The sequence below is a fragment of the Bradyrhizobium sp. CCBAU 53421 genome (assembly GCF_015291625.1).
GTDB lineage: Bacteria > Pseudomonadota > Alphaproteobacteria > Rhizobiales > Xanthobacteraceae > Bradyrhizobium.
In genome coordinates, this window is the sequence record NZ_CP030047.1 from 8,302,501 (window position 1) to 8,324,601 (window position 22,101).

Below are 22,101 nucleotides of genomic sequence, written 5' to 3' on the forward strand. Positions count from 1 at the left end.
ACCCTTGCGGATCACACCCTAAGCTTCGGCTCGTGGCTTGAGCCCCGTTACATCTTCGGCGCAGAAACCCTTATTTAGACCAGTGAGCTGTTACGCTTTCTTTAAAGGATGGCTGCTTCTAAGCCAACCTCCTGGTTGTTTTGGGATTTCCACATCCTTTCCCACTTAGCCACGAATTAGGGGCCTTAGCTGTAGGTCCGGGTTGTTTCCCTCTCCACGACGGACGTTAGCACCCGCCGTGTGACTCCCGGATAGTACTCTCAGGTATTCGGAGTTTGGTTGGGTTTGGTAAGACGGTAAGTCCCCCTAGCCCATCCAGTGCTCTACCCCCTGAGGTATTCATCCGAGGCGATACCTAAATATCTTTCGCGGAGAACCAGCTATTTCCCAGTTTGATTGGCCTTTCACCCCTAACCACAAGTCATCGGAGCCTTTTTCAACAGGCACCCGTTCGGTCCTCCAGTGAGTGTTACCTCACCTTCAACCTGCTCATGGCTAGATCACTAGGTTTCGGGTCTAATACAACGAACTTGACGCCCTATTCAGACTCGCTTTCGCTGCGCCTTCGCCTATCGGCTTAAGCTTGCTCGTTAAATTAAGTCGCTGGCCCATAATACAAAAGGTACGACGTCACCCAGAACGTATCTTGGGCTCCGTCTGTTTGTAGGTGTCCGGTTTCAGGTCTATTTCACTCCCCTCGTCGGGGTGCTTTTCACCTTTCCCTCACGGTACTGGTTCGCTATCGGTCGCTGAGGAGTACTTAGGCTTGGAGGGTGGTCCCCCCGTGTTCAGACAGGATTACACGTGTCCCGCCTTACTCGTGGATACATCATCGCATTACTCGTACGGGGCTATCACCCTCTGAGGCCCTGCTTTCCTGACAGGTTCCGATTGTCTTTGATGTATCACTGGCCTGGTCCGCGTTCGCTCGCCACTACTAACGGAGTCTCGATTGATGTCCTTTCCTCCAGGTACTTAGATGTTTCAGTTCCCTGGGTTTGCTTAAAACCTCCTATTTTATTCGGAAGTCTCATACCTTCTCTTGATAACCGGAAATCCAAAACCTCGCGGTCTGATTTCTTCCATTTCTGGTCGAACCCCAAAACACAAGGTCTTGGAGTTCCGGCTATCGAAGGTGGGTTTCCCCATTCGGAAATCCGTGGATCAAAGCTTCTTCGCAGCTCCCCACGGCTTATCGCAGCGTAGCACGTCCTTCATCGCCTCTCAGCGCCAAGGCATCCACCGAACACCCTTAAGGCACTTGATTGCTCTCATTATCAATGTCCACACACTCGGCAGAATGTTGTCTGCACAATTGCCCAAAGACCGAAGTCTCAGGCGCGCATCCTCGATGAATGCGATTGCACAGCCGGACATTGACTAGAAAGACCAGCTTGCTTCGTAAGATCGGCCCGATAGCGAGGCGGTCAAGCTTCGCTAAAAGGGATCATTTACAACCCGCTCACCTCACTCATCTTGCGATGAACTGCGATGCGCGAGCGCCGAAATGATCCCGGAGATAATGAATGGTTCAGGCGAATTGCTTCGCTTGATCCAAACTCGGATCGATCTCCTCTTTACGATGTCAGAAAACACGCACGTCACCGTCCATCCGGACCAATGAGTGCGAAGTGATGTTTCGCGGACGATATTGACGAAGCATACTCGAGCTTCAATTCCATCTGGTGGAGCCAGACGGGATCGAACCGACGACCTCATGCTTGCAAAGCACGCGCTCTCCCAGCTGAGCTATGGCCCCGTACCAGAAGACGAATGCTCCGCACTCGATCAAAATGGTGGGCCTGGGAAGACTTGAACTTCCGACCTCACGCTTATCAAGCGCGCGCTCTAACCAACTGAGCTACAAGCCCCTAACACGAGAGACATGCCGGCGCGCATCCGACGTGAAGTCGATGCACCGCACAGCGCTCAGCCCCTGGCGCGTGTTCGTCCGCGAAGAAAGAGAAACGAAGACGGCGAAATCCCGCCAATGGAGCTCAACAATCCTGAAACTGTTGGCCCCTGAATGTTTCTAAAACGGTTCGATAGTGAGCGTGAGCTCGCTGAAGAACCATCCTTAGAAAGGAGGTGATCCAGCCGCAGGTTCCCCTACGGCTACCTTGTTACGACTTCACCCCAGTCGCTGACCCTACCGTGGCCGGCTGCCCCCTTTCGGTTAGCGCACCGTCTTCAGGTAAAACCAACTCCCATGGTGTGACGGGCGGTGTGTACAAGGCCCGGGAACGTATTCACCGTGGCGTGCTGATCCACGATTACTAGCGATTCCAACTTCATGGGCTCGAGTTGCAGAGCCCAATCCGAACTGAGACGGCTTTTTGAGATTTGCGAAGGGTCGCCCCTTAGCATCCCATTGTCACCGCCATTGTAGCACGTGTGTAGCCCAGCCCGTAAGGGCCATGAGGACTTGACGTCATCCCCACCTTCCTCGCGGCTTATCACCGGCAGTCTCCTTAGAGTGCTCAACTAAATGGTAGCAACTAAGGACGGGGGTTGCGCTCGTTGCGGGACTTAACCCAACATCTCACGACACGAGCTGACGACAGCCATGCAGCACCTGTCTCCGGTCCAGCCGAACTGAAGAACTCCGTCTCTGGAGTCCGCGACCGGGATGTCAAGGGCTGGTAAGGTTCTGCGCGTTGCGTCGAATTAAACCACATGCTCCACCGCTTGTGCGGGCCCCCGTCAATTCCTTTGAGTTTTAATCTTGCGACCGTACTCCCCAGGCGGAATGCTTAAAGCGTTAGCTGCGCCACTAGTGAGTAAACCCACTAACGGCTGGCATTCATCGTTTACGGCGTGGACTACCAGGGTATCTAATCCTGTTTGCTCCCCACGCTTTCGTGCCTCAGCGTCAGTATCGGGCCAGTGAGCCGCCTTCGCCACTGGTGTTCTTGCGAATATCTACGAATTTCACCTCTACACTCGCAGTTCCACTCACCTCTCCCGAACTCAAGATCTTCAGTATCAAAGGCAGTTCTGGAGTTGAGCTCCAGGATTTCACCCCTGACTTAAAGACCCGCCTACGCACCCTTTACGCCCAGTGATTCCGAGCAACGCTAGCCCCCTTCGTATTACCGCGGCTGCTGGCACGAAGTTAGCCGGGGCTTATTCTTGCGGTACCGTCATTATCTTCCCGCACAAAAGAGCTTTACAACCCTAGGGCCTTCATCACTCACGCGGCATGGCTGGATCAGGCTTGCGCCCATTGTCCAATATTCCCCACTGCTGCCTCCCGTAGGAGTTTGGGCCGTGTCTCAGTCCCAATGTGGCTGATCATCCTCTCAGACCAGCTACTGATCGTCGCCTTGGTGAGCCATTACCTCACCAACTAGCTAATCAGACGCGGGCCGATCTTTCGGCGATAAATCTTTCCCCGTAAGGGCTTATCCGGTATTAGCTGAAGTTTCCCTCAGTTGTTCCGAACCAAAAGGTACGTTCCCACGCGTTACTCACCCGTCTGCCGCTGACATATTGCTATGCCCGCTCGACTTGCATGTGTTAAGCCTGCCGCCAGCGTTCGCTCTGAGCCAGGATCAAACTCTCAAGTTGGACTTGAAACCTTGAACCGGCTGATCACAACGTTTGACGAGGTCCCACCATTCTTCGTCGACCGAAGTCAACGAGCCGCCTGCGATTCACATCGTTGGCAGCGATGGTGTAACCTTTAAAACGTGTACCGCCGAAGTCTTTCGTCCACTCTCAGAAGTCAAAAGCCGAAGCTTTCAAGTATTCCGAGAGACGCAAGGACTCCGCCGTCCACGTTTCTCTTTCTTCATCTTCACTTGTCAAACAGCCCGGGATCGGATGACCCCACACCCTTAGAGGGTGGTTCTACCCTTCACCGACCGACAGTGAACCTCAACCGATTTATGTCGGTTGTTGTGTCACTCATCTAAGTGAGGAGCATCAGAGGCGCGTTCGCTCGCCTTGGTCAGTGACCCGGCGGCGCCGCGCTCAGTGGTTGGTTTATAGTCCCCACCCCTCGGGATTGTCAACGCCCATTGTCAACAAATCGTCGCACGCTCAAATCGCTTGTGCAGTGCGAAGAAATTCTCGTGCTTTCCGTGGCTTAGGTCGGAGGTAAAAATTCGTCACCCAGCCCTCGCGGTAAAAAACTTCAAAAAAAACTTCAAAAAAGTTTGGCGCCGGGGAGCCCCGTGAGGCCCTCCGGACCGGGTTCCAGCCGCCCGGGCCGGGCGGCGGCATCGACCTGCCTCCAGGCAAGCTTTTCCACCTCAAATGCCGCACTTGAGCCACAATCCTGCGACGTTCTCGCTATAACGAATGCATTGAACCGCTCGTAACCTGTGGGGGCTCGGGTGGTTTTTCTGGGGGACCAGGCGATTTTCTCCAAGAACCCGTCGCCTCTTCCCTTCGCGGCCGAGCAACATCGAGAGATCTGCACACCATTGACGTTCGAGATCGCGGCTAGCTAATGGCCATCGGCTTCTCGATTTCGATGCGTGTGGCTCGCCACACTGCCGGGATTCCTCTTCCGGGGATGAAGGCGGGGACAAGGACGAGCAGAGGTCGATCGCAGTTGCTGGAATTTGGGGGGATATCGGGTTGAGCCAACGTGCGTCACGCGGAAGCGGCATTGGGCGCGAGACCGGGATGATCGATCTCGGTCACGAACCGCCGCTTTCAGTCGACGGCACCGAGGCTGCGGTGATCGATCGCCGCCGTGTTTCCGTACAATGGTTCAGCGGCACCATTCTGACCGGACTATGTGGCGCGGCCCTGATCGGCGGCGCCGTTTTTGCGTCGCTCGACGGCGAGATGACCTTCGCCAAGGTGCCGGAGCGCGTCGAAGGCGCGCTGCGCGGTGCCTTCACCGGCAATGATCGGGTCGTCAGCCTGCACAAGGGCGACCGCCTGCCGCCGCCGAACGAATCCTCCGCCTCCCGCAGCCTGGTGCGCGTGTCGACCGTGACCCGCGTCGGCAATCGCGACGTGATGCGGGTGCGGCCCTTCATCCGGATTTCCGGCAATCTCTCGATGACCACGAGTGATCTGTCGTCGAAAATACCTGCCTTCAATGCACAGCGTCTGTTGACCGACGTCGGCTCCGACACGCCGGCCGCGGCCGAGGATCCGAATGCGGCAGACGCCGCCGAGCCCGACGCCGAAGTTTCTTTCGTCACCAAGGATCTCGGGTCCGTGCTGCCGAAAGCCAAGCTCGCCGCCGTTGTCGCGCTCGACGATATCCTGATGCGGGTGCGCGATGCCGCCAACTGGCGCGGCTCCGGCGGCTCGGTGCGCTACGCCTCGCTCGCCAATGCCGCGGCCGACGCCACCGGCGCCGGCCCCGACATGCGGATGGCCTACGCCACCGAGGGCAATACCTCCGATCCCTATGCGGGCTTCGAGACCCGTGTGGTGCCGGAGAATGTCACCCTGCTGCCGAAGACCAAGGAGCAGGTCACCGGCGGCAATCCGGTCGGTGAGCGGGTTCACCTCGTCAAGAAGGGCGACAGCATCACCTCGATCCTGCGCGATCAGGGCGCAACGCCCGACGAGGCGAAGGCAATCGCCGCGACGCTCGGCCCGCGCGGCCGCGATGGCGGCCTGAAGGAAGGCCAGAAGGTGCGCATCCTGATGGCGCCGGCAGCGCCGGGCGCCCGGCTGCAGCCCTATCGCGTCATCGTCGCCAACGATTCGATCGTGGAAGCCGTCGCCGCCCTGTCCGATCTCGGCAAATACGTCGCCGTCGACGTGCAGAGCATGAACACCACGACCGACACCGCCGACAATTCGAGCGACGATGACGAGGATGATGGCAGCGGCGTGCGGCTCTATCAGAGCATTTACGAGACCGCGCTGCGCAACAAGGTGCCGCCGACCGTCATCGAAGACATGGTCAAGATCTACTCCTATGACGTCGATTTCCAGCGCAAGGTCCAGCCCGGCGACTCGTTCGACGTGTTCTTTGCCGGCGAGGACGAGGGCGTCACCAGCACCGAAAAGACCGAAGTGCTCTACGCCGCGCTGACCGTCGGCGGCGAAACCAAGAAATACTACCGATTCCAGAGCTCGGACGACGGCCTCGTCGACTACTATGACGAGACCGGCAAAAGCGCGAAGAAGTTCCTGGTGCGTAAGCCGGTCAACAACGCGATCATGCGTTCGGGCTTCGGCGGCCGCCGCCACCCGATCCTCGGCTATGTGAAGATGCACACCGGCGTCGACTGGGCCACCGCCTACGGCACGCCGATCTTCGCTTCCGGCAATGGCGTGCTCGAGAAGGTCGGATACGAGGGCGGTTACGGCAAATACATCCGCATGAAGCATGCCAATGGCTACGAGACGGCCTACGGCCACATGTCGGCCTTCGCCAAGGGCATGGAGATCGGCAAGAAAGTTCGGCAGGGCCAGGTGATCGGCTTTGTCGGTTCGACCGGCCAGTCGACCGGCCCGCACGTCCACTACGAAATCCTGGTCAACGGCCGATTCGTCGATCCGATGCGCGTGAAACTGCCGCGCGGCCGCTCACTCGAAGGCCCGATGCTGGCCAATTTCGAGAAGGCGCGCGACGGGATCGAAGCCCAGATGTCCAGCCGCGGCAGCTCGCGCATCGTCTCCGATGCCACGGGCTCGACGTCGCAGACCCGCTCCATCACCAACCGCTGATGCTGCAAGGGGCCGGTCCGTCCGGTCAGATGCGATGCCGCTTCCGGGCCGTCACGTCGCCGGTTTCAACAAATTTCGCGCCGTAGGACGGGAACCCGAACGGCCATCATCCAGTTGATTTATCAGTGAAACCTCCAATGGAGGGTGTCATGGAGAACTGGACGAACGCAAAACTGTGCGACGTCGCAAACCTGATCCTCGGCGCGCTTCTCTTCCTCTCGCCGTGGCTGCTCAAGTTCGACGCCGGAATGGTTTCCACCAACGCCCACATCGTCGGCCTCGTGATGGCGATCCTTGCGATCGCCGCGCTCGCGGCATTCGCGGTCTGGGAGGAGTGGCTGAACCTCATCGTCGGGCTTTGGGCGCTGGTCTCGCCCTGGGTCCTTGGTTTCCAAGCAATGACCACCGCGACGACCGTACATGTCGTGATCGGCGTCGCCGTCGCAGTCCTTGCGGCGATCGAGCTCTGGGCAATGTCCCAGCATCCGCCTCGGCTCACAACGCACAGCTGAGGCTTGAAACGATGCATCCCTGCCCGCTGGCGCGGATCGCCGGCGGGCGAGGGTTTGGTCGTGCTCAACGAAAATATGCACGAGGATTTGCACCATGACGCAGCTCACCCGTGACGACGTGTTGAAAGCCGTCGGCCACGCCGACGATGTCACGATTGCCAAGATCATCGCATCGGGCGCAACGGTCGCTGAGCTGGCCGAGGCGCAGGCCTGGCTCGCCAATGACGAGCCGCTGATGAATGACGGCAGGCCGCTGGCCACTGGCCGCGCCCGCGAGCTGGTCGACATCCTGTCGGAACTCGAGCCCAGCGCGGACGACGAGCCGTCACCGCCCATCGCCCCGCAGGAATGAGCGCTTACGGCGCGAGACTTGCGCAGATCAGGAAGACGATCCCGATCGCGGTCAGGCCGAACGCGACGGCGGCAAGCGGCAACAACATGTCGATCGTGGCATGGGTACTGTTGATCGTGCTGCCCCAGACTGCGAATTCGCCCTTCCGCCACTCGCGGAACGGGATCGATCGCGGATGCGGGTCATGCCGGTAGTCGTATCTCTGCCAGATCTGCGACAGCAGCCACGGCAGGAACACCGCGACAAACAGCAAGACGCTGACGAACATCAGCGACAGTTCCACCTCGTTCTGGCGGTCGAACAAGATCCAGGCCGACAGCACGAACCATGCGACCAAGCCCGCGGCTGCGCCGTAAACGCGGGGATGAAGATCGTCATAGACGGGCCGGTTATGGGCGATGAGGTCTCTGCTCATGCGATTCGCCTTCTGCTGAGGGCGACCGGCGGCGTGGCTTTGCAGGATGATGCAAGGTGGCGCGCGAATCAGCGATGCAATTCGGGCCGAATGCTTCCCTTTGCAGCTGCGCGGGACGTTGCCACGCCAGCCGATCATTCAGGATGAAAACGAACGCCGTCCAGAGGCGGTTTCATTAATTCGGGCCCACAAAACGGGCCGCCGAACAGGAACTCCGTCGCGACGGCCCATTGTCGCGGATGCGGCCCGTCGCCGGCCCGCATCCGGTTTCGCTAGGGATGCTCAGTTCAGCTTGCGCTTCGAGACCGGAGCATCGAACTGCACGATCTCGGCAGTTTTGGACACCTGACCGTTGAAGGTCAGCACATTGCCCTTCTCCGAGATCACCACGCGATCGCCGTCCTTGACCTCGCCGGCGAGGATCATCTCGGCCAGCGGGTCCTGCACGCTGCGCTGGATCACCCGCTTCAGCGGGCGGGCGCCGTAAGCCGGATCCCAGCCCTTCTCCGCGAGCCAATCCCGCGCCTTTGCATCGAGCGTGAGCTCGATCTTGCGATCCTCGAGCAGCCTGGTCAGTCGCGCGAACTGGATCTCGACGATACGGCCCATCTCGTTCCGTTGCAGCCGGTGGAACAGGATGATCTCGTCGATGCGGTTCAGGAATTCCGGCCTGAAATGCGCCCGCACGACGCCCATCACCTGATCGCGAACCGCCGCGGTGTCCTCGCCTTCCGGCTGATTCACCAGGAATTCCGAACCGAGGTTCGAGGTCATGATGATCAGCGTGTTGCGGAAGTCGACGGTGCGGCCCTGACCATCGGTCAGGCGGCCGTCGTCGAGCACCTGCAACAGCACGTTGAAGACGTCGGGATGCGCCTTCTCGATCTCGTCGAACAGCACGACCTGGTAGGGCCGGCGCCGAACCGCTTCGGTCAGTGCGCCACCCTCGTCGTAGCCGACATAGCCGGGAGGCGCGCCGATCAGCCGCGAGACCGAGTGCTTCTCCATGAACTCGGACATGTCGAGGCGGACCATCGCGGTCTCGTCGTTGAACAGGTCAGCGGCGAGCGCCTTGGTCAGCTCGGTCTTGCCGACGCCAGTGGGGCCCAAGAACATGAACGAGCCGGTCGGCCGGTTCGGATCCTGCAGGCCGGCGCGGGCACGGCGCACGGCGGTTGCCACCGCACGCACGGCTTCGGCCTGGCCGACGACGCGCTTGGCGAGTGCATCCTCCATCTTCAGGAGCTTGTCCTTTTCGCCTTCGAGCATCTTGTCGACCGGCACGCCGGTCCAGCGCGAGACGACCTGCGCGATGTGATTGGCGGTGACCGCCTCCTCCATCATCTCGCCGCCGCTCTGCTTGCTGCTCGCCTGCGCTTCGATGTCGGCAAGCTTCCGCTCCAGCTCGGGAATCCGGCCATAGGCCAGCTCGCCCGCCTTCTGGAATTCGCCGCGTCGCTGCGCATTGGCCAGCTCGACGCGGAGCGCATCGAGTTCGCTCTTCAGCTTCTGGGCATTGGAGAGCTTGTTCTTCTCCGCGCTCCAACGCGCCGTCAGCGCCGCCGACCGCTCCTCAAGATCGGCAAGCTCCTTCTCCAGGGTCTGCAGGCGGCCCTTCGAGCCGGCATCGGACTCCTTCTTCAGCGCCTCCTGCTCGATCTTCAGCCGGATGATGTCGCGGTCCAGCGAATCGAGTTCTTCCGGCTTGGAATCGACCTGCATCTTCAGCCGCGCCGCCGCCTCGTCCATCAAATCGATGGCCTTGTCGGGCAGGAAACGGTCGGTGATGTAGCGGTTCGACAGCGTGGTCGCGGCCACCAACGCGGAGTCGGTGATGCGCACGCCATGATGCTGCTCGTATTTGTCCTTCAGGCCGCGCAGGATCGAGATGGTGTCCTCGACCGTCGGCTCGCTGACATAGATCGGCTGGAACCGGCGGGCCAGCGCCGCATCCTTCTCGACATGCTTGCGGTACTCGTCGAGCGTGGTCGCACCGATACAGTGCAGCTCACCGCGTGCGAGCGCAGGCTTCAGGAGGTTGGACGCGTCCATCGCGCCGTCGGTCTTGCCGGCGCCGATCAGCGTGTGCATCTCGTCGATGAACAGGATGATGCCGCCCTCGGCGGACGAGACCTCCTGCAGCACGGATTTCAGCCGCTCCTCGAACTCGCCGCGGTATTTCGCGCCGGCGATCAAGGCGCCCATGTCGAGCGACAGCAGCTTCTTGTCCTTCAGGCTCTCGGGCACATCGCCATTGAGGATGCGCAGCGCCAGACCCTCGACGATCGCGGTCTTGCCGACGCCGGGTTCACCGATCAGGACGGGATTGTTCTTGGTCCGCCGCGACAGAACTTGAATCGTGCGGCGGATCTCCTCGTCACGGCCGATCACCGGGTCGAGCTTGCCGTCGCGCGCAGCCTGGGTCAGGTCGCGTGCATATTTCTTCAGCGCGTCATAGGCGTTCTCGGCGGTCGCGCTATCAGCGGTGCGGCCCTTGCGCAGCGCTTCGATCGCCGCATTCAGGTTCTGCGCGGTGACGCCGCCCTTGCTCAGGATAGAAGCCGCCTCGCTGCCCTTCTCGAGCGTGAGCCCGAGCAGCAATCGCTCGACGGTGACAAAGCTGTCGCCGGTCTTGTCGGCGGCCTTTTCCGCCGCGTCGAAGGCGCGCGCCAGCTCCGGCGACAGGTAGACCTGTCCGGCGCCATTGCCCGAGACCTTGGGCAGCTTGTTCAGCGCCTCTTCGGTCGCTTTCAGGATTGCTCTGGAATTGCCGCCAGCACGGTCGATCAGACCGCCGGCGAGCCCCTCATTGTCGTCCAGCAGCACCTTCAACAGATGCAAGGGTGAGAACTGCTGGTGACCGTCGCGCATTGCGAGCGATTGGGCAGACTGGATGAATCCGCGCGAGCGCTCGGTGTACTTCTCAATGTTCATTCGTTTTCCCTCGGCCTGCCGTCACCACCCGGGGCGCGATCAGCAAAAGTGGGCACCGGTTTTGCGTCCGATCGCGCCCAAACTTTAAGTTTGCGCGTGGTCTTGTCGCGAAACCGCACACACTTTCGCGGACCACGCGCGAAGGCATGGTTCCGGCATCTTCATTGGGTTTCCGCGGGCCGCGTTGACGTTCCTCAACCAGCCTCTGGTCGTCGCCATCATTTTTCAGGCTTGCCGCAGATGTGGGCACTTGGTTCCGAAACGGAAGAGCCACGATCTGCGATTTCACCCGGTGGAGCTCAGCGCCGTACGATGGCGACAAGGTAGCGGCAGGGCTGAGCAGTTTCGTTACGGAAGACGATGTCCGACGGCGGCCCGAGCTCGACGCGGTCACCCGCAGCGAGCTCGTGGCGCTCCGCCCCTTCCATCAAGGTGAGGCGGCCGCTGATCACCCACACCACCTGACGGACCAGGTGATAGGCGCTGGCGGGGAAGCCGGCTTCCTGGTTGGCAGGCAGCTCGACCTCGACCAGCTCCAGCGGATTGGCCGGATGCAGGAATACCTGCCGCCGCAGATAGGCCGCCTTGGGATCGCGCCACACCGGCTGATCCTTGGCCCGCTGCAGGCGGGAACCGGCTGAGGCAACCTCGAACAGCGCGGCCATGGTCAGGCCATAGGCCGTGGCGATCCGCGACAGCGTCGCCGCCGTCGGGCTGGCCTCCGCCCGCTCGATCTTGCTCAGCATGGCCTTGGACACGCCTGCCCGCCCGGCGAGTTCCGCCAGCGACCAGCCGCGCCCCTCCCGTTCGGCGCGAACCCGCCGCCCGAGAGCCTCATCGGCCTTGTCTTCTATAATTGACATACCGTCTTATATAGTAGACGATAGGGTCGTTCAAGAGGCTCGTCAAGGAACCACCGATGATTATCCGCCCCGCCACCGAGCAGGACATTCCTGCGATCACCGCGATCTTCAATGAGACGGTCGCCAACTCGAACGCGATCTGGACGGAGAAGCAGGATTCCGACGCCGAACGGCTGGCCTGGATGCAGGCCCGGCTGGCGCTGGGCTACCCGGTGCTGGTCGCGGCCGAAGGCTCTGTGGTTCTTGGGTACGGCACATTCGGCGATTTTCGGGCCTTCCCGGGTTACCGCTACAGCGTCGAGCACAGCGTCTATGTCCACGCCGATCATCGCGGCCGCGGGCTCGGCCGGGTCATCGTCGACGAGCTGATCGCCGCGGCCACCGCGCTCGGCAAGCACGTCATGATCGCCGGCATCGACGGCGGCAATCCCGCCTCGCTCCGGCTGCACGCGCAGGCTGGCTTTGTCGAGGTCGCGCGGATGCCGGAGGTCGGGCGCAAGTTCGGCCGCTGGCTCGAACTCGTGTTCATGCAGCGCATGCTGGACACCCCGGGCGCGGCGCGGCCCGACTAGCTGCCTTGGCGTTGGCGGCGGTTCTCCTCGCGCACCAAACAGGCTAGAGCGGGCGGATGGACACGACGCACACCTCCTCCGCCCGGATCACCGGCATCTACCGCTACCCCGTCAAGGGCCTCACGCCCGAGCCGCTGCCGCGCGCCGAACTCAAGGTCGGCGAGACGCTGCGCTCGGATCGCCGCTACGCAATCGAAAACGGCCCGAGCGGCTTTGATTCATCGGCGCCGAAATGGCTGCCGAAACCGCACTTCCTGATGCTGCAACGGGACGAGTGGCTGGCGCCGCTGCGCGCCCAGTTCGACGATGACAGTCACGTGCTGACCTTGCGCCGGGATGGCGCGATGGTGGCCCAGGGCGATCTCGAGACGGAAGCCGGGCGCGCGGCGATCGAGCGCTATTTCGCCGATCGTCACGCCGGCCAGATCAAGGGACCGCCCAAAGTGCTGGTCAGCCCCGGGCACAGTTTTTCCGACGTGCCGCGCAAGGTGGTGTCGATCATCAATCTGGCGAGCCTGCGGGCAATCGAGGAGATGGTGCAGGCGCCGGTGCATCCGCTGCGCTTCCGCGCCAACCTCTATGTCGAGGGCTGGCCGGCCTGGCATGAGGCCAGCCTGCTCGACCAGACCATTGCGATCGGAAGCGCGCGGGCAAAAGTTGTGAAGCGGATCACACGTTGTGCTGCGGTCAATGTCGATCCCGACACCGGCGCGCGCGACCTCTCGGTCCCGAACACGCTGATGCAGCGCTTCGGCAACAATGAATGCGGCATCTACGCCGAGATCATCAGCGATGGCGGTGCGGCTGTCGGCGACACGATTGCCGCGGAACCGCACTAGGTCACGCCAGGTTCCGTATTCCTCGAAGACGGCATTACGCGCATCGCATTGCAATGTTCGGTTGCGTGCAATAGACTTCACTCGACATTTTGAATTGCAGCAAATTTGTCGAAATTGATTGCACGGGGTTGCCATGAGCATGATCATGGTTTCGTACCGGCGGGTCGATCAGGACACAGCGGGCCGCATCGCCGACCATCTGATCGAGAAGTACGGTGAGAAATCCGTCTTCTTCGACGTCAACAGCATTCGCACCGGCGCCAACTTCGTCGACCGGATCGCCAAGGCCATCGTCGCCTGCGACATCGTCATCGCGGTGATCGGTCCGCATTGGATCGGCAAGACCGACGATGGGAAACCTGCGCGTCTGGAGGATCCCGCAGATTCTGTGCGCTTCGAGATCGAAACGGCGCTGAAGCACAACAAGACGCTGCTGCCGCTGCTGGTGAACGGCGCAACCATGCCTGAGGCCGCCGAGCTGCCGGAATCGCTTCGCTTCCTGCACTTCTGCAACGCTGCCCGGGTCGACTCGGGTCAGGATTTTCGCATGCACATGACCCGCCTGATCGACACGATCAACGAGGTCCTGAATGAAGCCGGGCGGTCGCCGCTACGTCAGGTTTCGCCGATCAAGCGCTACTGGAAGTATGGCGCAGGCCTCGCCGCCGCAGCTTTGGCGCTGGCGGTTTGGACCATCGGGCCCGCGTTCGAACATACGGTGGTGAAGTCAGGCGGACCGGACGATCAGACCACCGTCGGGCGCACGACGCCGCCCGCCGTTCCGGCCTCCGTCACGCAGCGCGCCAAGGCGCATGACGGCTTTCTCTTTCCTGATTCCGATCGACGATTTCTGAGTGAGGCCGATCTCAAGGACATGTCGGCGATCGAGCTGCGCATCGCACGAAACGAGATTTTCGCGCGGCATGGCCGGTTCTTCAAGGATCAGGTGCTCGCGAACTACTTCTCGCAATTCGCCTGGTATCAACCCGCTGCGGTCGAAGTCCCCCTGAGCAACCTCGAGACGACCAACGTCGACACGATCGAGGCGACGGAGCACGAGAAGTGAGGCCAGCCGGCAGTATCGGTTGACCCCGGACCGCGTATGGCCACCTGCCCCATTCTCAGGAGCGAGGTGGCCAGTCCCTGATCAATTCGCCGGCATCACATAGGCATAGATCCGGCCGCGCGAGACCGGCAGTTCGCGAACGCGGTGGCTGCTGTTACCCGAGATCATGATCGGATTGCCCTTGGCATCGACGCCGGTGATGATGCCGACATGACCGCCGCCGCGGCGGCCCATCACGGCGATGGCGCCGACCTGCGGCCCCGACACGCGCGTACCGTATTTGGCGAACGAGCTCGCCATGTCGGAGCCGGTGCCGCGATGGCCGGTCTGTTGCAACACCATGTTCATGAAGCGCGCGCACCACAGGCTGGAGCGCCCGGTCGGGTTGCCGCCGCCGAGATAGCGGCGCGCCGTGGCGACGATCCCCGATGAGCCGAATCCACTCGCCTCGCTGACGCCGCCGGTATTGGGCACGGACTCAGCGTTGCCCGGCAACACGGCCGCATTGGCCTCGGTGAAGTCACCACCCGCCTCCGCCTGTGCGCGACGCTCGGCGCGCGACAGCCGCGCGGTGTGCCGATAGTGATGATGACCAGAATGGCGCGCGTGATGACCCGCATGGGGCGAATGCGCGTGATGCGAATGACGCGGACGGGCGGAAGCCGAAGAAACCGAAACGACGGCGAGAGTGAGCGAACACAGAGCCAGCGCCAAAACACGAAGCGACCGGCGATACGCAAGCAACTGAACCATACTTCACGAGATCCTCTGAAACGCCCCAAACTCCCCGTCGCGATCCCAAGAGAACACGCAAGGGAACACGGCGGTGGTTTTGTAAATCGGGATGTGGCGCGAGGAAGATTTCATGCGGCGTTGCGGAAACGATTTCTGGGTCATTCCGCGCAAATTCCATGACGAAAATAGCCAGAACTGCCGCATTGCAGCCGCGGAAATTAATTGCAAATCTGAGCGCGGCCAACGAGAGGAGATTTTAATGCCCCACGCCGTCACGAAAGATAATGTCCGCCTTCATTTCGAAGAGGCCGGCAGCGGCACCCCGATCATCTTCCTGCACGAGTTCGCAGCTGATCACACCAACTGGGAGCCGCAGATGCGCTACTTCACGCGCGGCCACCGCTGCATCGCCTATTCGGCGCGCGGCTATACGCCCTCGGAGGTACCTGCGAGCGCCGAGGTCTACACCTACAAGCATTTCTACACCGACGCGCTCGCGGTGCTCGACCATCTCGGCATCGCCAAGGCGCATTTCGTCGGCCTCTCGATGGGCTCCTATTCCTCGCTGCAGGTCGCGCTCAACGCGCCGGAGCGCGCACTGTCGATGACGCTGGCCGCGGTCGGCTCCGGCTCCAGCCTCGAGAATCTCGATGCCTTCCGCGCGCAGTGCCGCGCCAATGCCGAGCAATACGAGAGCATTGGCTCGGTCGAGGTCGCCAAGGTGACGCGCGAGGCGCCGAGCCGGATCCCGTTCCTGGTCAAGGACCCGCGCGGCCACGCCGATTTCTACGCCGCGCTCGCCCGCCATGACGCCAAGGGCTCGGCCAACACGATGCGCAGCTTCCAGGGCGGCAGGCCCTCGATCTACACCATGACCGACGCCATCAAGCGCGCGGCGACGCCGGCGCTGATCCTGTGCGGCGACGAGGACGACAATTGCATCGCGCCCAGCATGTTCCTGAAGCAGCATCTGCCGGCCGCCGGCCTCGCCTTCTTCCCGAAGTCCGGCCACGTGCTCAATCTCGAGGAGCCGGCGCTGTTCAACGAGATGGTCGAGCGCTTCATCACGCTGGTCGAGGCCGGCCGCTGGCCGGTGCGCGATCCGCGGTCGCTGGTGGCAGCGCCGGTGTAAGCCGTCACTTCCCACCGCCGCGGCTGAGCAGGAACACGCCCTGCTCGCCGAACATGTTCCACACCCACCAGGGCAGGTTGAGCGGCACCGGGCGGCCGTAGAGATCGAGCGCGACCGCGCGCTCCATCTTGACGTTGATCTGCTCGCAGAGCTCCACGAAATCCTTGATGGTGCAGAAATGGATGTTCGAGGTGTCGTACCAGCTCGCCGGCAGATTCTCGGTGCGCGGCATGTGGCCGCCGATCAAAAGCTGCAGCCGCATTTTCCAGAACCCGAAATTCGGGAACGAGACGATGGCGCGCTGGCCGATCCGCAGCAGATTCTCCAGCACCACCTTGGGCTGCCGCGTCGCCTGCAAGGTCTGCGACAGGATGACGTAGTCGAATGCGTCATCGGGATAGTTGACGAGGTCGGTGTCGGCATCGCCCTGCACCACCGCGAGGCCCTTGGCGACGCAGCCGTTGACGCCCTCGCGCGACAATTCGATGCCGCGGCCGTCGATGCCGCGGCTCTCCAGCAGCTGCAGCAATTCGCCGTCGCCGCAGCCGACGTCGAGCACGCGCGAGCCCGGCCGCACCATCTCGGCGACCAGGAGATGATCCCTGCGATAGCCGCCGGTCCGCTCCGGCGCGACGCCCGGCAAGGGCAATGTCTGCTGCATGCTCATGACTGGCCGTCGTCCTTCAATCCGCGCGCCTTGCCCGCAGCCAGCAGGAAGGCGCGGGAGATTTCGAGGAATTCCGGCACGTCGAGCAGAAACGCGTCGTGGCCGCGATCGGTCTCGATTTCGGCGAACGACACCCGTGCGCTCGACGCGTTCAGCGCGTGCACCAGCGCGCGCGATTCCGAGGTCGGAAACAGCCAGTCGCTGGTGAACGACACCACGCAGAACCGCGTCTGGATGCCGGTGAACGCCTTCGCCAGCACGCCGTTGTGGTCGGCGGCGATGTCGAAATAGTCCATCGCACGGGTCAGGTAGAGATAGCTGTTGGCGTCGAAGCGCTCGACAAAGGACGAGCCTTGATAGCGCAGATAGCTCTCGACCTGGAAATCAGCATCGAACGAGAAGGTCGGCAGCTCGCGATCCTGCATCCGCCGCCCGAACTTGCGATGCAGCGCGGCGTCCGACAGATAGGTGATGTGCGCGGCCATCCGCGCCACCGCGAGCCCGCGATGCGGATGGGTGTCCTCGTCGACATAGCGGCCGCCGCGCCAGTCCGGATCGGCCATCACGGCCTGACGGCCGAGCTCGTGGAACGCGATGTTCTGCGCCGAATGCCGCGTCGAGCAGGCGATCGCGAGCGTCGAGAACACACGCTCGGGATAGGCGGCGGTCCATTGCAGCACCTGCATGCCGCCCATCGAGCCGCCGACCACGCAGAACAGCGTCGAAATGCCGAGACGATCGATCAGCATCGCCTGCGCGCGCACCATGTCGGGGATCGTGATGATCGGGAAATCGAGCCCCCACACCTTGCCCGTCGCAGGATTCAGCGACGCAGGCCCGGTCGAGCCCATGCAGCCGCCGATCACGTTGGAGCAGATGATGAAGTATTTGTCGGCATCGATCGGCTTGCCGGCGCCGACCATGGTGTCCCACCAGCCGGGCTTGCCGGTGACGGGATGGGTGTTTTTGACATGCTGATCGCCGGTCAGCGCATGGCAGATCAGGATCGCGTTGGACCTGTCGGCATTGAGCCGGCCGTAGGTCTGATAGGCGATCTGGAACGGTGCGAGATCGACGCCGCAATCCAGCTTCAGCGGCTGATCCGTGCCGAACTTCGCCAGCAATGACGACGGATGATCGGCCTCGTGGGCGCGATCATCGCTCTGGGTTTGCGGGCTCGGTATCGGACGCACGTTGCTCATCTAGGCGACCCTGCCTCCGCGCGGGAGGGCTCGAACAGAAATCAGGCCATAAAAAACCCGGCCTGAACAAGGTTCGGCCGGGAGCTGATCTGTCCCCGGCCTGTTTAGCGAGTTGTTTAACGTGGCTGCAAGCCGGCCGGCTCAAATGACCACGGAGTGCAGCGAACCTAGTCCTCAGGCCCCCCGTCGTCAAGGCGGCCAGCGAACGTCCCCTCGCCGGGCGCCGATGGTTAACCGAATGCGCAGGGCACGCCTGCGACGTTTCTCTTTGCTTTCGCTGCCCGTCTTTCCTAATCAGGGACCCTGTCCGGCACGGCGTCGGGCCGCCCGGACGACAAGGTTTGAGAGCATGTCCAACCCACCCCCGTCGCCGCCCTCGCTGCAGGAGCTGCGCAAGGAGATCGATGCGATCGACGAGCAGGTTCACCGCCTGCTGATGGCGCGCGGCGACATCATCGACCGCCTGATCCAGGTCAAGAAGACCCAGGAGGTCGGCTCGGCGTTCCGCCCCGCGCGCGAGGCCAGCATGATGCGCGAGCTGGTGCGGCGTCATCGCGGCATCCTGCCGCTCGACACCATCGAGAGCATCTGGCGCGTCATCATCTCGACCTTCACCTACGTGCAGGCGCCGTTCGCAGTGCACGCCGATGTTTCGGTCGGCGAGTCCGCGATGCGCGACTCGGCGCGGTTTCACTTCGGCTTCGTGGTGCCCTACGTCTCGCATTTCAGCGCCCAGGCCGCGATCGAGGCGGTGGCGAAATCGAAGGGCGACCTCGCGCTGGTCTCCGCGATCGCGAGCCGTACGCCGTGGTGGAATGCGCTCGAGGCCGATGGCGCGCCGAAGATCATCGCGCGGCTGCCGTTCCTCGAACGCGCCGACCATCCCGCCGCGCTGCCGGTATTCCTGATCTCGCGGGTCGCCGACGACGCCATGGTGACCGAGGTCGAGATGTGGAGCGTGCGCGTCTCCGGCTGGAACGCCGATGTCGCCCGTGCGCTGGCCCCGCTCGCCGAGATCGTCGCGGTCCCCGACACCGCCTTCGACGGTGCTGCCCTCCTGGTCTCGGTCACCGGGCAAGACTTCGAGAAGATCAAGCTGGCCTTGATTGAGGCCGGCGCCTCGGTCCGCTCGTCGGCCCTCGTCGGCAGCCACGCAACGCGCTATACGGTGCCCTCTAACGGATCGGCCAGGACCTGAAGTAAGAGCCAGCCGTCCGTCCAGGCTTTTGTTTTGACGCGTTTTCTTCACGCGAACCGGTGTCCACTTCGCTCGAAAACGCTCTGTTCGGAGTTGATAATGTCCCGCCCCGTGCCGAACCCCGGCATCCTCGATATTGCGCCCTATACGCCCGGCAAGAGCCCGGTGCCGGAACCGGGCCGCAAGGTGTTCAAGCTGTCCGCCAACGAGACGCCGTTCGGCCCGTCGCCGAAGGCGATCGCGGCCTACAAGGCCGCGGCTGACCATCTCGAGGACTATCCGGAGGGCACCTCGCGCGTGCTGCGCGAGGCGATTGGCCGCGCCTACGGGCTCGATCCCGACCGCATCATCTGCGGCGCCGGCTCCGACGAGATCCTCAATCTGCTGGCGCACACCTATCTCGCCCCCGGCGACGAAGCGATCTCGACCACCCATGGCTTCCTGGTCTACCCGATCGCCACCATGGCGAACGGCGCCAGGAACGTGATCGCGGCCGAGACCAATTTCACCGCCGATGTCGACGCCATCCTCAAGGTGGTGACGCCGAAGACCAAGCTGGTCTGGCTCGCCAACCCGAACAATCCGACCGGCACCTACATCCCGTTCGACGAGGTCAAGCGGCTGCGCGCCGCCCTGCCCTCGCATGTGCTGCTGGTGCTCGACGCGGCTTACGCCGACTACGTCTCGCGCAACGACTACGAGCTCGGCATCGAGCTGGTCGCGACCACCGACAACACGGTGGTGACGCACACCTTCTCGAAGATCCACGGCCTTGCCGCGCTGCGGGTCGGCTGGATGTTCGGCCCGGCGCATATCGTCGATGCCTGCAACCGCATTCGCGGTCCGTTCAACGTCACGACGCCGGCGATGCTGGCCGCGGTGGCGGCGATCGAGGACACCGCGCATGTGCAGATGTCGCGGACCCACACCGAACAGTGGCGCAACTGGCTGACCGAGGAGATCGGCAAGCTCGGGCTCAAGGTGACGCCGAGCGTCGCCAATTTCGTGCTGATCCACTTCCCGACCGACAAGGGCAGGACCGCGGCGGAAGCCGACGCCTATCTCACGCGGCGCGGCCTCGTGCTGCGCGCGCTCAACAATTACAAGCTGCCGCACGCGCTGCGCATGACCATTGGCACCGAGGAAGCCAACCGCCTCGTGGTCGAGGGCCTGCGCGACTTCTTAGGTGGAAAGTGAACACCGACGTGACCACGGCTCCGCTCTTCAACCGCATCGCACTGATCGGCTTCGGCCTGATCGGCGGCTCGATCGCGCGCGGCGCGCGCGCGCAGGGCCTCGTCGGCGAGATCGTCACCACCGCGCGCTCTTCGAAGACGCGCGCGCGCGTCGCCGAGCTCGGCATCGTCGATCGCGTCGTCGAGACCAACATCGAGGCGGTCAGGGATGCCGATCTCGTCATCCTCTGCATCCCGGTCGGCGCCTGCGGTCCGGTCGCGGCCGAGATCGCCGGCCATCTCAAGCCCGGCGCCATCATCTCCGACGTCGGCTCGGTGAAGGGCGCCGTGGTCAAGGACATGGGGCCGCATCTGCCCGGCGGCGTACATTTCGTGCCGGCGCATCCAGTGGCCGGCACCGAGCATTCGGGCCCGGATTCCGGCTTCGCCGAGCTATTCATCAACCGCTGGTGCATCCTGACCCCGCCCGAAGGCACCGATCCAGCCGCGACCGACCGGCTGCGCGCGTTCTGGGCCGCACTCGGCGCCAAGGTCGAGATCATGACGCCGGATCATCATGACCTCGTGCTCGCGATCACCAGCCATCTGCCGCATCTGATCGCCTACACCATCGTCGGCACCGCCGACGAGCTGGCGCAGGTGACGGAATCCGAAGTCATCAAGTTCTCCGCCGGCGGCTTCCGTGACTTCACCCGCATCGCGGCCTCGGACCCGACGATGTGGCGCGACGTGTTCCTCGCCAACAAGGACGCCGTGCTCGAGATGCTCGGCACCTTCACCGAGGATCTGTCGAAGCTCACCCGCGCGATCCGGCGCGGCGACGGCGAAGCACTGTTCGACCACTTCACCCGCACCCGCGCCATCCGCCGCGGCATCGTCGAGATCGGCCAGGATTCCGCCGCGCCGGATTTCGGCCGGCCGCATGCGAATTTGAAGAAGTAAGATCAGGCACGCGGCTTCCTCTACTTGGTCGTCCTGGCGAAAGCCAGGACCCATAACCACCGCATTTGGTTGTGAACGGGATTCCGGCCCCAACGTCGTGCAACAACGGGCACTCGGGGTAATGGGTCCTGGCTTTCGCCAGGACGACAGCGAGTGTGTGGTGCCGCCTATGAATCAAAGCGTCCGCATTTTCGCGACATGAATTGTCCGAGCCTTGCCTTTCGTCACGCCGCTCTTCGAACAGAGGGCGCAGGGAAAACCGGGTGCCGATCGCACCCACGGGCCGCAAGGCAGCGACGGCACTCACCGTCGCAACCGCTGATCCCGGATCGGGCCTGTCGATATCGGCGCAACCTTCTGTGTTAGGCGCTGGCGGCCGACGAGGCCGGCGGTTGCCAGCATGACGATGCCGCCGAACCACCACGAGCCGATCACGAACTCCCAGGCACGCGGCGGAATCTCGTCGAACACGATGCCATAGACCGACACCAGTGCAGCCAGCGCGGCGAGGAAGATGCCGCCCGCGCTCATGAGCTCGACGGCATCGATGCGCCCCGTGGCGCGCAAGGCCGGCCTTGGAATATCGATGCCGAGGTAGAAGCCGACGGCGCCGATCACGATCGTCGTCACGATGAAGGCAAGCGTACCGAAGAAGGAGATGTGCCCCTTCGCGAGCTGGGCGGCAACGAAGGTGCCGGCCATGGCACCGGCCATCGCCAGACCGGTTCGTTGCAGCACATGCGCGGCACGGCTGACCATCATCAACTCGCGGGCGATCACGGCCCTCTCCTTTCTGCTCACGATCCTCATCTGCGGTGTCCTTTC

17 protein-coding genes, 2 tRNA genes, 2 rRNA genes and 1 riboswitch (1 of these 22 only partly in view) are annotated in these 22,101 nt (G+C 62.7%); of the genes, 10 read left to right on the top strand and 11 right to left on the bottom strand.

All coding sequences use genetic code 11. From position 1 onward, the window contains the following. The 4 genes from XH92_RS38455 to XH92_RS38470 form a co-directional block, all read right to left on the bottom strand. Positions 1-1,267: ribosomal RNA gene (locus XH92_RS38455) — 23S ribosomal RNA — on the bottom strand; it reaches 1,579 nt to the left of the window's first position. A 416-nt stretch (positions 1,268-1,683) separates the two neighbouring features. After that, positions 1,684-1,759: transfer RNA gene (locus XH92_RS38460), tRNA-Ala, on the bottom strand. A 35-nt stretch (positions 1,760-1,794) separates the two neighbouring features. Continuing rightward, positions 1,795-1,871 (bottom strand) — tRNA-Ile (locus tag XH92_RS38465). A 210-nt stretch (positions 1,872-2,081) separates the two neighbouring features. Continuing rightward, a 16S ribosomal RNA gene (locus XH92_RS38470) occupies positions 2,082-3,570 on the bottom strand. Together the 16S and 23S rRNA genes with 2 tRNA genes alongside form the textbook arrangement of a ribosomal RNA operon. Before the next feature lie 1,017 nt (positions 3,571-4,587). Between XH92_RS38470 and XH92_RS38475 the strand changes: the two genes are divergently transcribed. From XH92_RS38475 to XH92_RS38485, 3 genes are all read left to right on the top strand, one after another. Continuing rightward, positions 4,588-6,651, top strand: a complete 2,064-nt coding sequence (locus tag XH92_RS38475; RefSeq protein WP_194456686.1) for a M23 family metallopeptidase — start codon at positions 4,588-4,590, stop codon at positions 6,649-6,651. A gap of 149 nt (positions 6,652-6,800) precedes the next feature. Then, entirely contained in the window at positions 6,801-7,163 is a 363-nt protein-coding gene (locus XH92_RS38480) for an SPW repeat protein (RefSeq protein WP_194456687.1), read from the top strand. Positions 7,164-7,257: 94 nt separating this feature from the next. Beyond that, entirely contained in the window at positions 7,258-7,515 is a 258-nt protein-coding gene (locus XH92_RS38485; protein ID WP_194456688.1) for a hypothetical protein, read from the top strand. 4 nt (positions 7,516-7,519) lie between these two features. On the opposite strand, the gene XH92_RS38490 is transcribed toward XH92_RS38485, so the two are convergent. The 3 genes from XH92_RS38490 to XH92_RS38500 form a co-directional block, all read right to left on the bottom strand. Then, on the bottom strand, positions 7,520-7,930 hold the full coding sequence (locus XH92_RS38490) for a hypothetical protein (RefSeq protein WP_194456689.1): 411 nt from the start codon (positions 7,928-7,930) through the stop codon (positions 7,520-7,522). 282 nt (positions 7,931-8,212) lie between these two features. Then, positions 8,213-10,864, bottom strand: a complete 2,652-nt coding sequence (gene clpB, locus XH92_RS38495) for an ATP-dependent chaperone ClpB (RefSeq protein WP_194456690.1) — start codon at positions 10,862-10,864, stop codon at positions 8,213-8,215. 299 nt (positions 10,865-11,163) lie between these two features. Then, positions 11,164-11,727 (bottom strand): XRE family transcriptional regulator, encoded by a 564-nt coding sequence (locus tag XH92_RS38500; protein ID WP_194456691.1) that lies wholly within the window; start codon positions 11,725-11,727, stop codon positions 11,164-11,166. Between the two features lie 56 nt (positions 11,728-11,783). On the opposite strand from XH92_RS38500, the gene XH92_RS38505 reads away from it, so the two are divergent. From XH92_RS38505 to XH92_RS38515, 3 genes are all read left to right on the top strand, one after another. Beyond that, entirely contained in the window at positions 11,784-12,299 is a 516-nt protein-coding gene (locus tag XH92_RS38505) for a GNAT family N-acetyltransferase (protein WP_194456692.1), read from the top strand. Between the two features lie 56 nt (positions 12,300-12,355). Next, positions 12,356-13,138 (top strand): MOSC domain-containing protein, encoded by a 783-nt coding sequence (locus XH92_RS38510; RefSeq protein ID WP_194456693.1) that lies wholly within the window; start codon positions 12,356-12,358, stop codon positions 13,136-13,138. Positions 13,139-13,271: 133 nt separating this feature from the next. Beyond that, entirely contained in the window at positions 13,272-14,204 is a 933-nt protein-coding gene (locus tag XH92_RS38515; RefSeq protein ID WP_194456694.1) for a YARHG domain-containing protein, read from the top strand. 81 nt (positions 14,205-14,285) lie between these two features. On the opposite strand, the gene XH92_RS38520 is transcribed toward XH92_RS38515, so the two are convergent. Beyond that, positions 14,286-14,957, bottom strand: coding sequence for a TIGR02594 family protein (locus tag XH92_RS38520; RefSeq protein WP_194456695.1), 672 nt, complete (start codon positions 14,955-14,957; stop codon positions 14,286-14,288). A gap of 241 nt (positions 14,958-15,198) precedes the next feature. Here XH92_RS38520 and XH92_RS38525 point away from each other — a divergent pair, with 241 nt between their 5' ends. After that, positions 15,199-16,071: an alpha/beta fold hydrolase gene (locus XH92_RS38525; protein WP_194456696.1), complete on the top strand. Its 873-nt coding sequence runs from the start codon at positions 15,199-15,201 to the stop codon at positions 16,069-16,071. Between the two features lie 4 nt (positions 16,072-16,075). Here the strand turns inward: XH92_RS38525 and metW are convergent, their stop codons facing one another. Together metW and XH92_RS38535 are read right to left on the bottom strand one after the other, a co-directional pair. After that, complete coding sequence (gene metW / locus XH92_RS38530) at positions 16,076-16,738, bottom strand: methionine biosynthesis protein MetW (protein ID WP_050425612.1); 663 nt, start codon at positions 16,736-16,738, stop codon at positions 16,076-16,078. Then, positions 16,735-17,940: a homoserine O-acetyltransferase gene (locus XH92_RS38535; RefSeq protein WP_194456697.1), complete on the bottom strand. Its 1,206-nt coding sequence runs from the start codon at positions 17,938-17,940 to the stop codon at positions 16,735-16,737. Before XH92_RS38535 ends, metW begins: the two co-directional genes overlap by 4 nt. 83 nt (positions 17,941-18,023) lie before the next feature. After that, positions 18,024-18,103: riboswitch (SAM riboswitch) on the bottom strand. 186 nt (positions 18,104-18,289) lie between these two features. Here XH92_RS38535 and XH92_RS38540 point away from each other — a divergent pair. From XH92_RS38540 to XH92_RS38550, 3 genes are all read left to right on the top strand, one after another. Beyond that, the gene (locus XH92_RS38540) at positions 18,290-19,138 is read left to right on the top strand and encodes a chorismate mutase (RefSeq protein WP_194456698.1); all 849 of its coding nucleotides are present in this window, start codon (positions 18,290-18,292) and stop codon (positions 19,136-19,138) included. A 99-nt stretch (positions 19,139-19,237) separates the two neighbouring features. Next, complete coding sequence (gene hisC / locus XH92_RS38545; protein ID WP_194456699.1) at positions 19,238-20,335, top strand: histidinol-phosphate transaminase; 1,098 nt, start codon at positions 19,238-19,240, stop codon at positions 20,333-20,335. 8 nt (positions 20,336-20,343) lie between these two features. After that, complete coding sequence (locus XH92_RS38550) at positions 20,344-21,276, top strand: prephenate/arogenate dehydrogenase family protein (RefSeq protein WP_194456700.1); 933 nt, start codon at positions 20,344-20,346, stop codon at positions 21,274-21,276. A gap of 303 nt (positions 21,277-21,579) precedes the next feature. Here XH92_RS38550 and XH92_RS38555 read toward each other — a convergent pair whose 3' ends face one another. Continuing rightward, positions 21,580-22,056, bottom strand: coding sequence for a hypothetical protein (locus XH92_RS38555; protein WP_246788002.1), 477 nt, complete (start codon positions 22,054-22,056; stop codon positions 21,580-21,582). Positions 22,057-22,101 lie beyond the last annotated feature (45 nt).

Excerpts from the sequence above, each read along its gene's own strand:
- XH92_RS38525 (WP_194456696.1), top strand. The coding sequence starts at position 15,199 with ATGCCCCACGCCGTCACGAAAGATAATGTCCGCCTTCATTTCGAAGAG.
- clpB (WP_194456690.1), bottom strand. The coding sequence starts at position 10,864 with ATGAACATTGAGAAGTACACCGAGCGCTCGCGCGGATTCATCCAGTCT.
- XH92_RS38480 (WP_194456687.1), top strand. The coding sequence starts at position 6,801 with ATGGAGAACTGGACGAACGCAAAACTGTGCGACGTCGCAAACCTGATC.
- XH92_RS38500 (WP_194456691.1), bottom strand. The coding sequence starts at position 11,727 with ATGTCAATTATAGAAGACAAGGCCGATGAGGCTCTCGGGCGGCGGGTT.
- XH92_RS38540 (WP_194456698.1), top strand. The coding sequence starts at position 18,290 with ATGTCCAACCCACCCCCGTCGCCGCCCTCGCTGCAGGAGCTGCGCAAG.
- XH92_RS38515 (WP_194456694.1), top strand. The coding sequence starts at position 13,272 with ATGAGCATGATCATGGTTTCGTACCGGCGGGTCGATCAGGACACAGCG.
- XH92_RS38510 (WP_194456693.1), top strand. The coding sequence starts at position 12,356 with ATGGACACGACGCACACCTCCTCCGCCCGGATCACCGGCATCTACCGC.
- XH92_RS38505 (WP_194456692.1), top strand. The coding sequence starts at position 11,784 with ATGATTATCCGCCCCGCCACCGAGCAGGACATTCCTGCGATCACCGCG.
- XH92_RS38535 (WP_194456697.1), bottom strand. The coding sequence starts at position 17,940 with ATGAGCAACGTGCGTCCGATACCGAGCCCGCAAACCCAGAGCGATGAT.
- XH92_RS38485 (WP_194456688.1), top strand. The coding sequence starts at position 7,258 with ATGACGCAGCTCACCCGTGACGACGTGTTGAAAGCCGTCGGCCACGCC.
- metW (WP_050425612.1), bottom strand. The coding sequence starts at position 16,738 with ATGAGCATGCAGCAGACATTGCCCTTGCCGGGCGTCGCGCCGGAGCGG.
- hisC (WP_194456699.1), top strand. The coding sequence starts at position 19,238 with ATGTCCCGCCCCGTGCCGAACCCCGGCATCCTCGATATTGCGCCCTAT.
- XH92_RS38520 (WP_194456695.1), bottom strand. The coding sequence starts at position 14,957 with ATGGTTCAGTTGCTTGCGTATCGCCGGTCGCTTCGTGTTTTGGCGCTG.
- XH92_RS38490 (WP_194456689.1), bottom strand. The coding sequence starts at position 7,930 with ATGAGCAGAGACCTCATCGCCCATAACCGGCCCGTCTATGACGATCTT.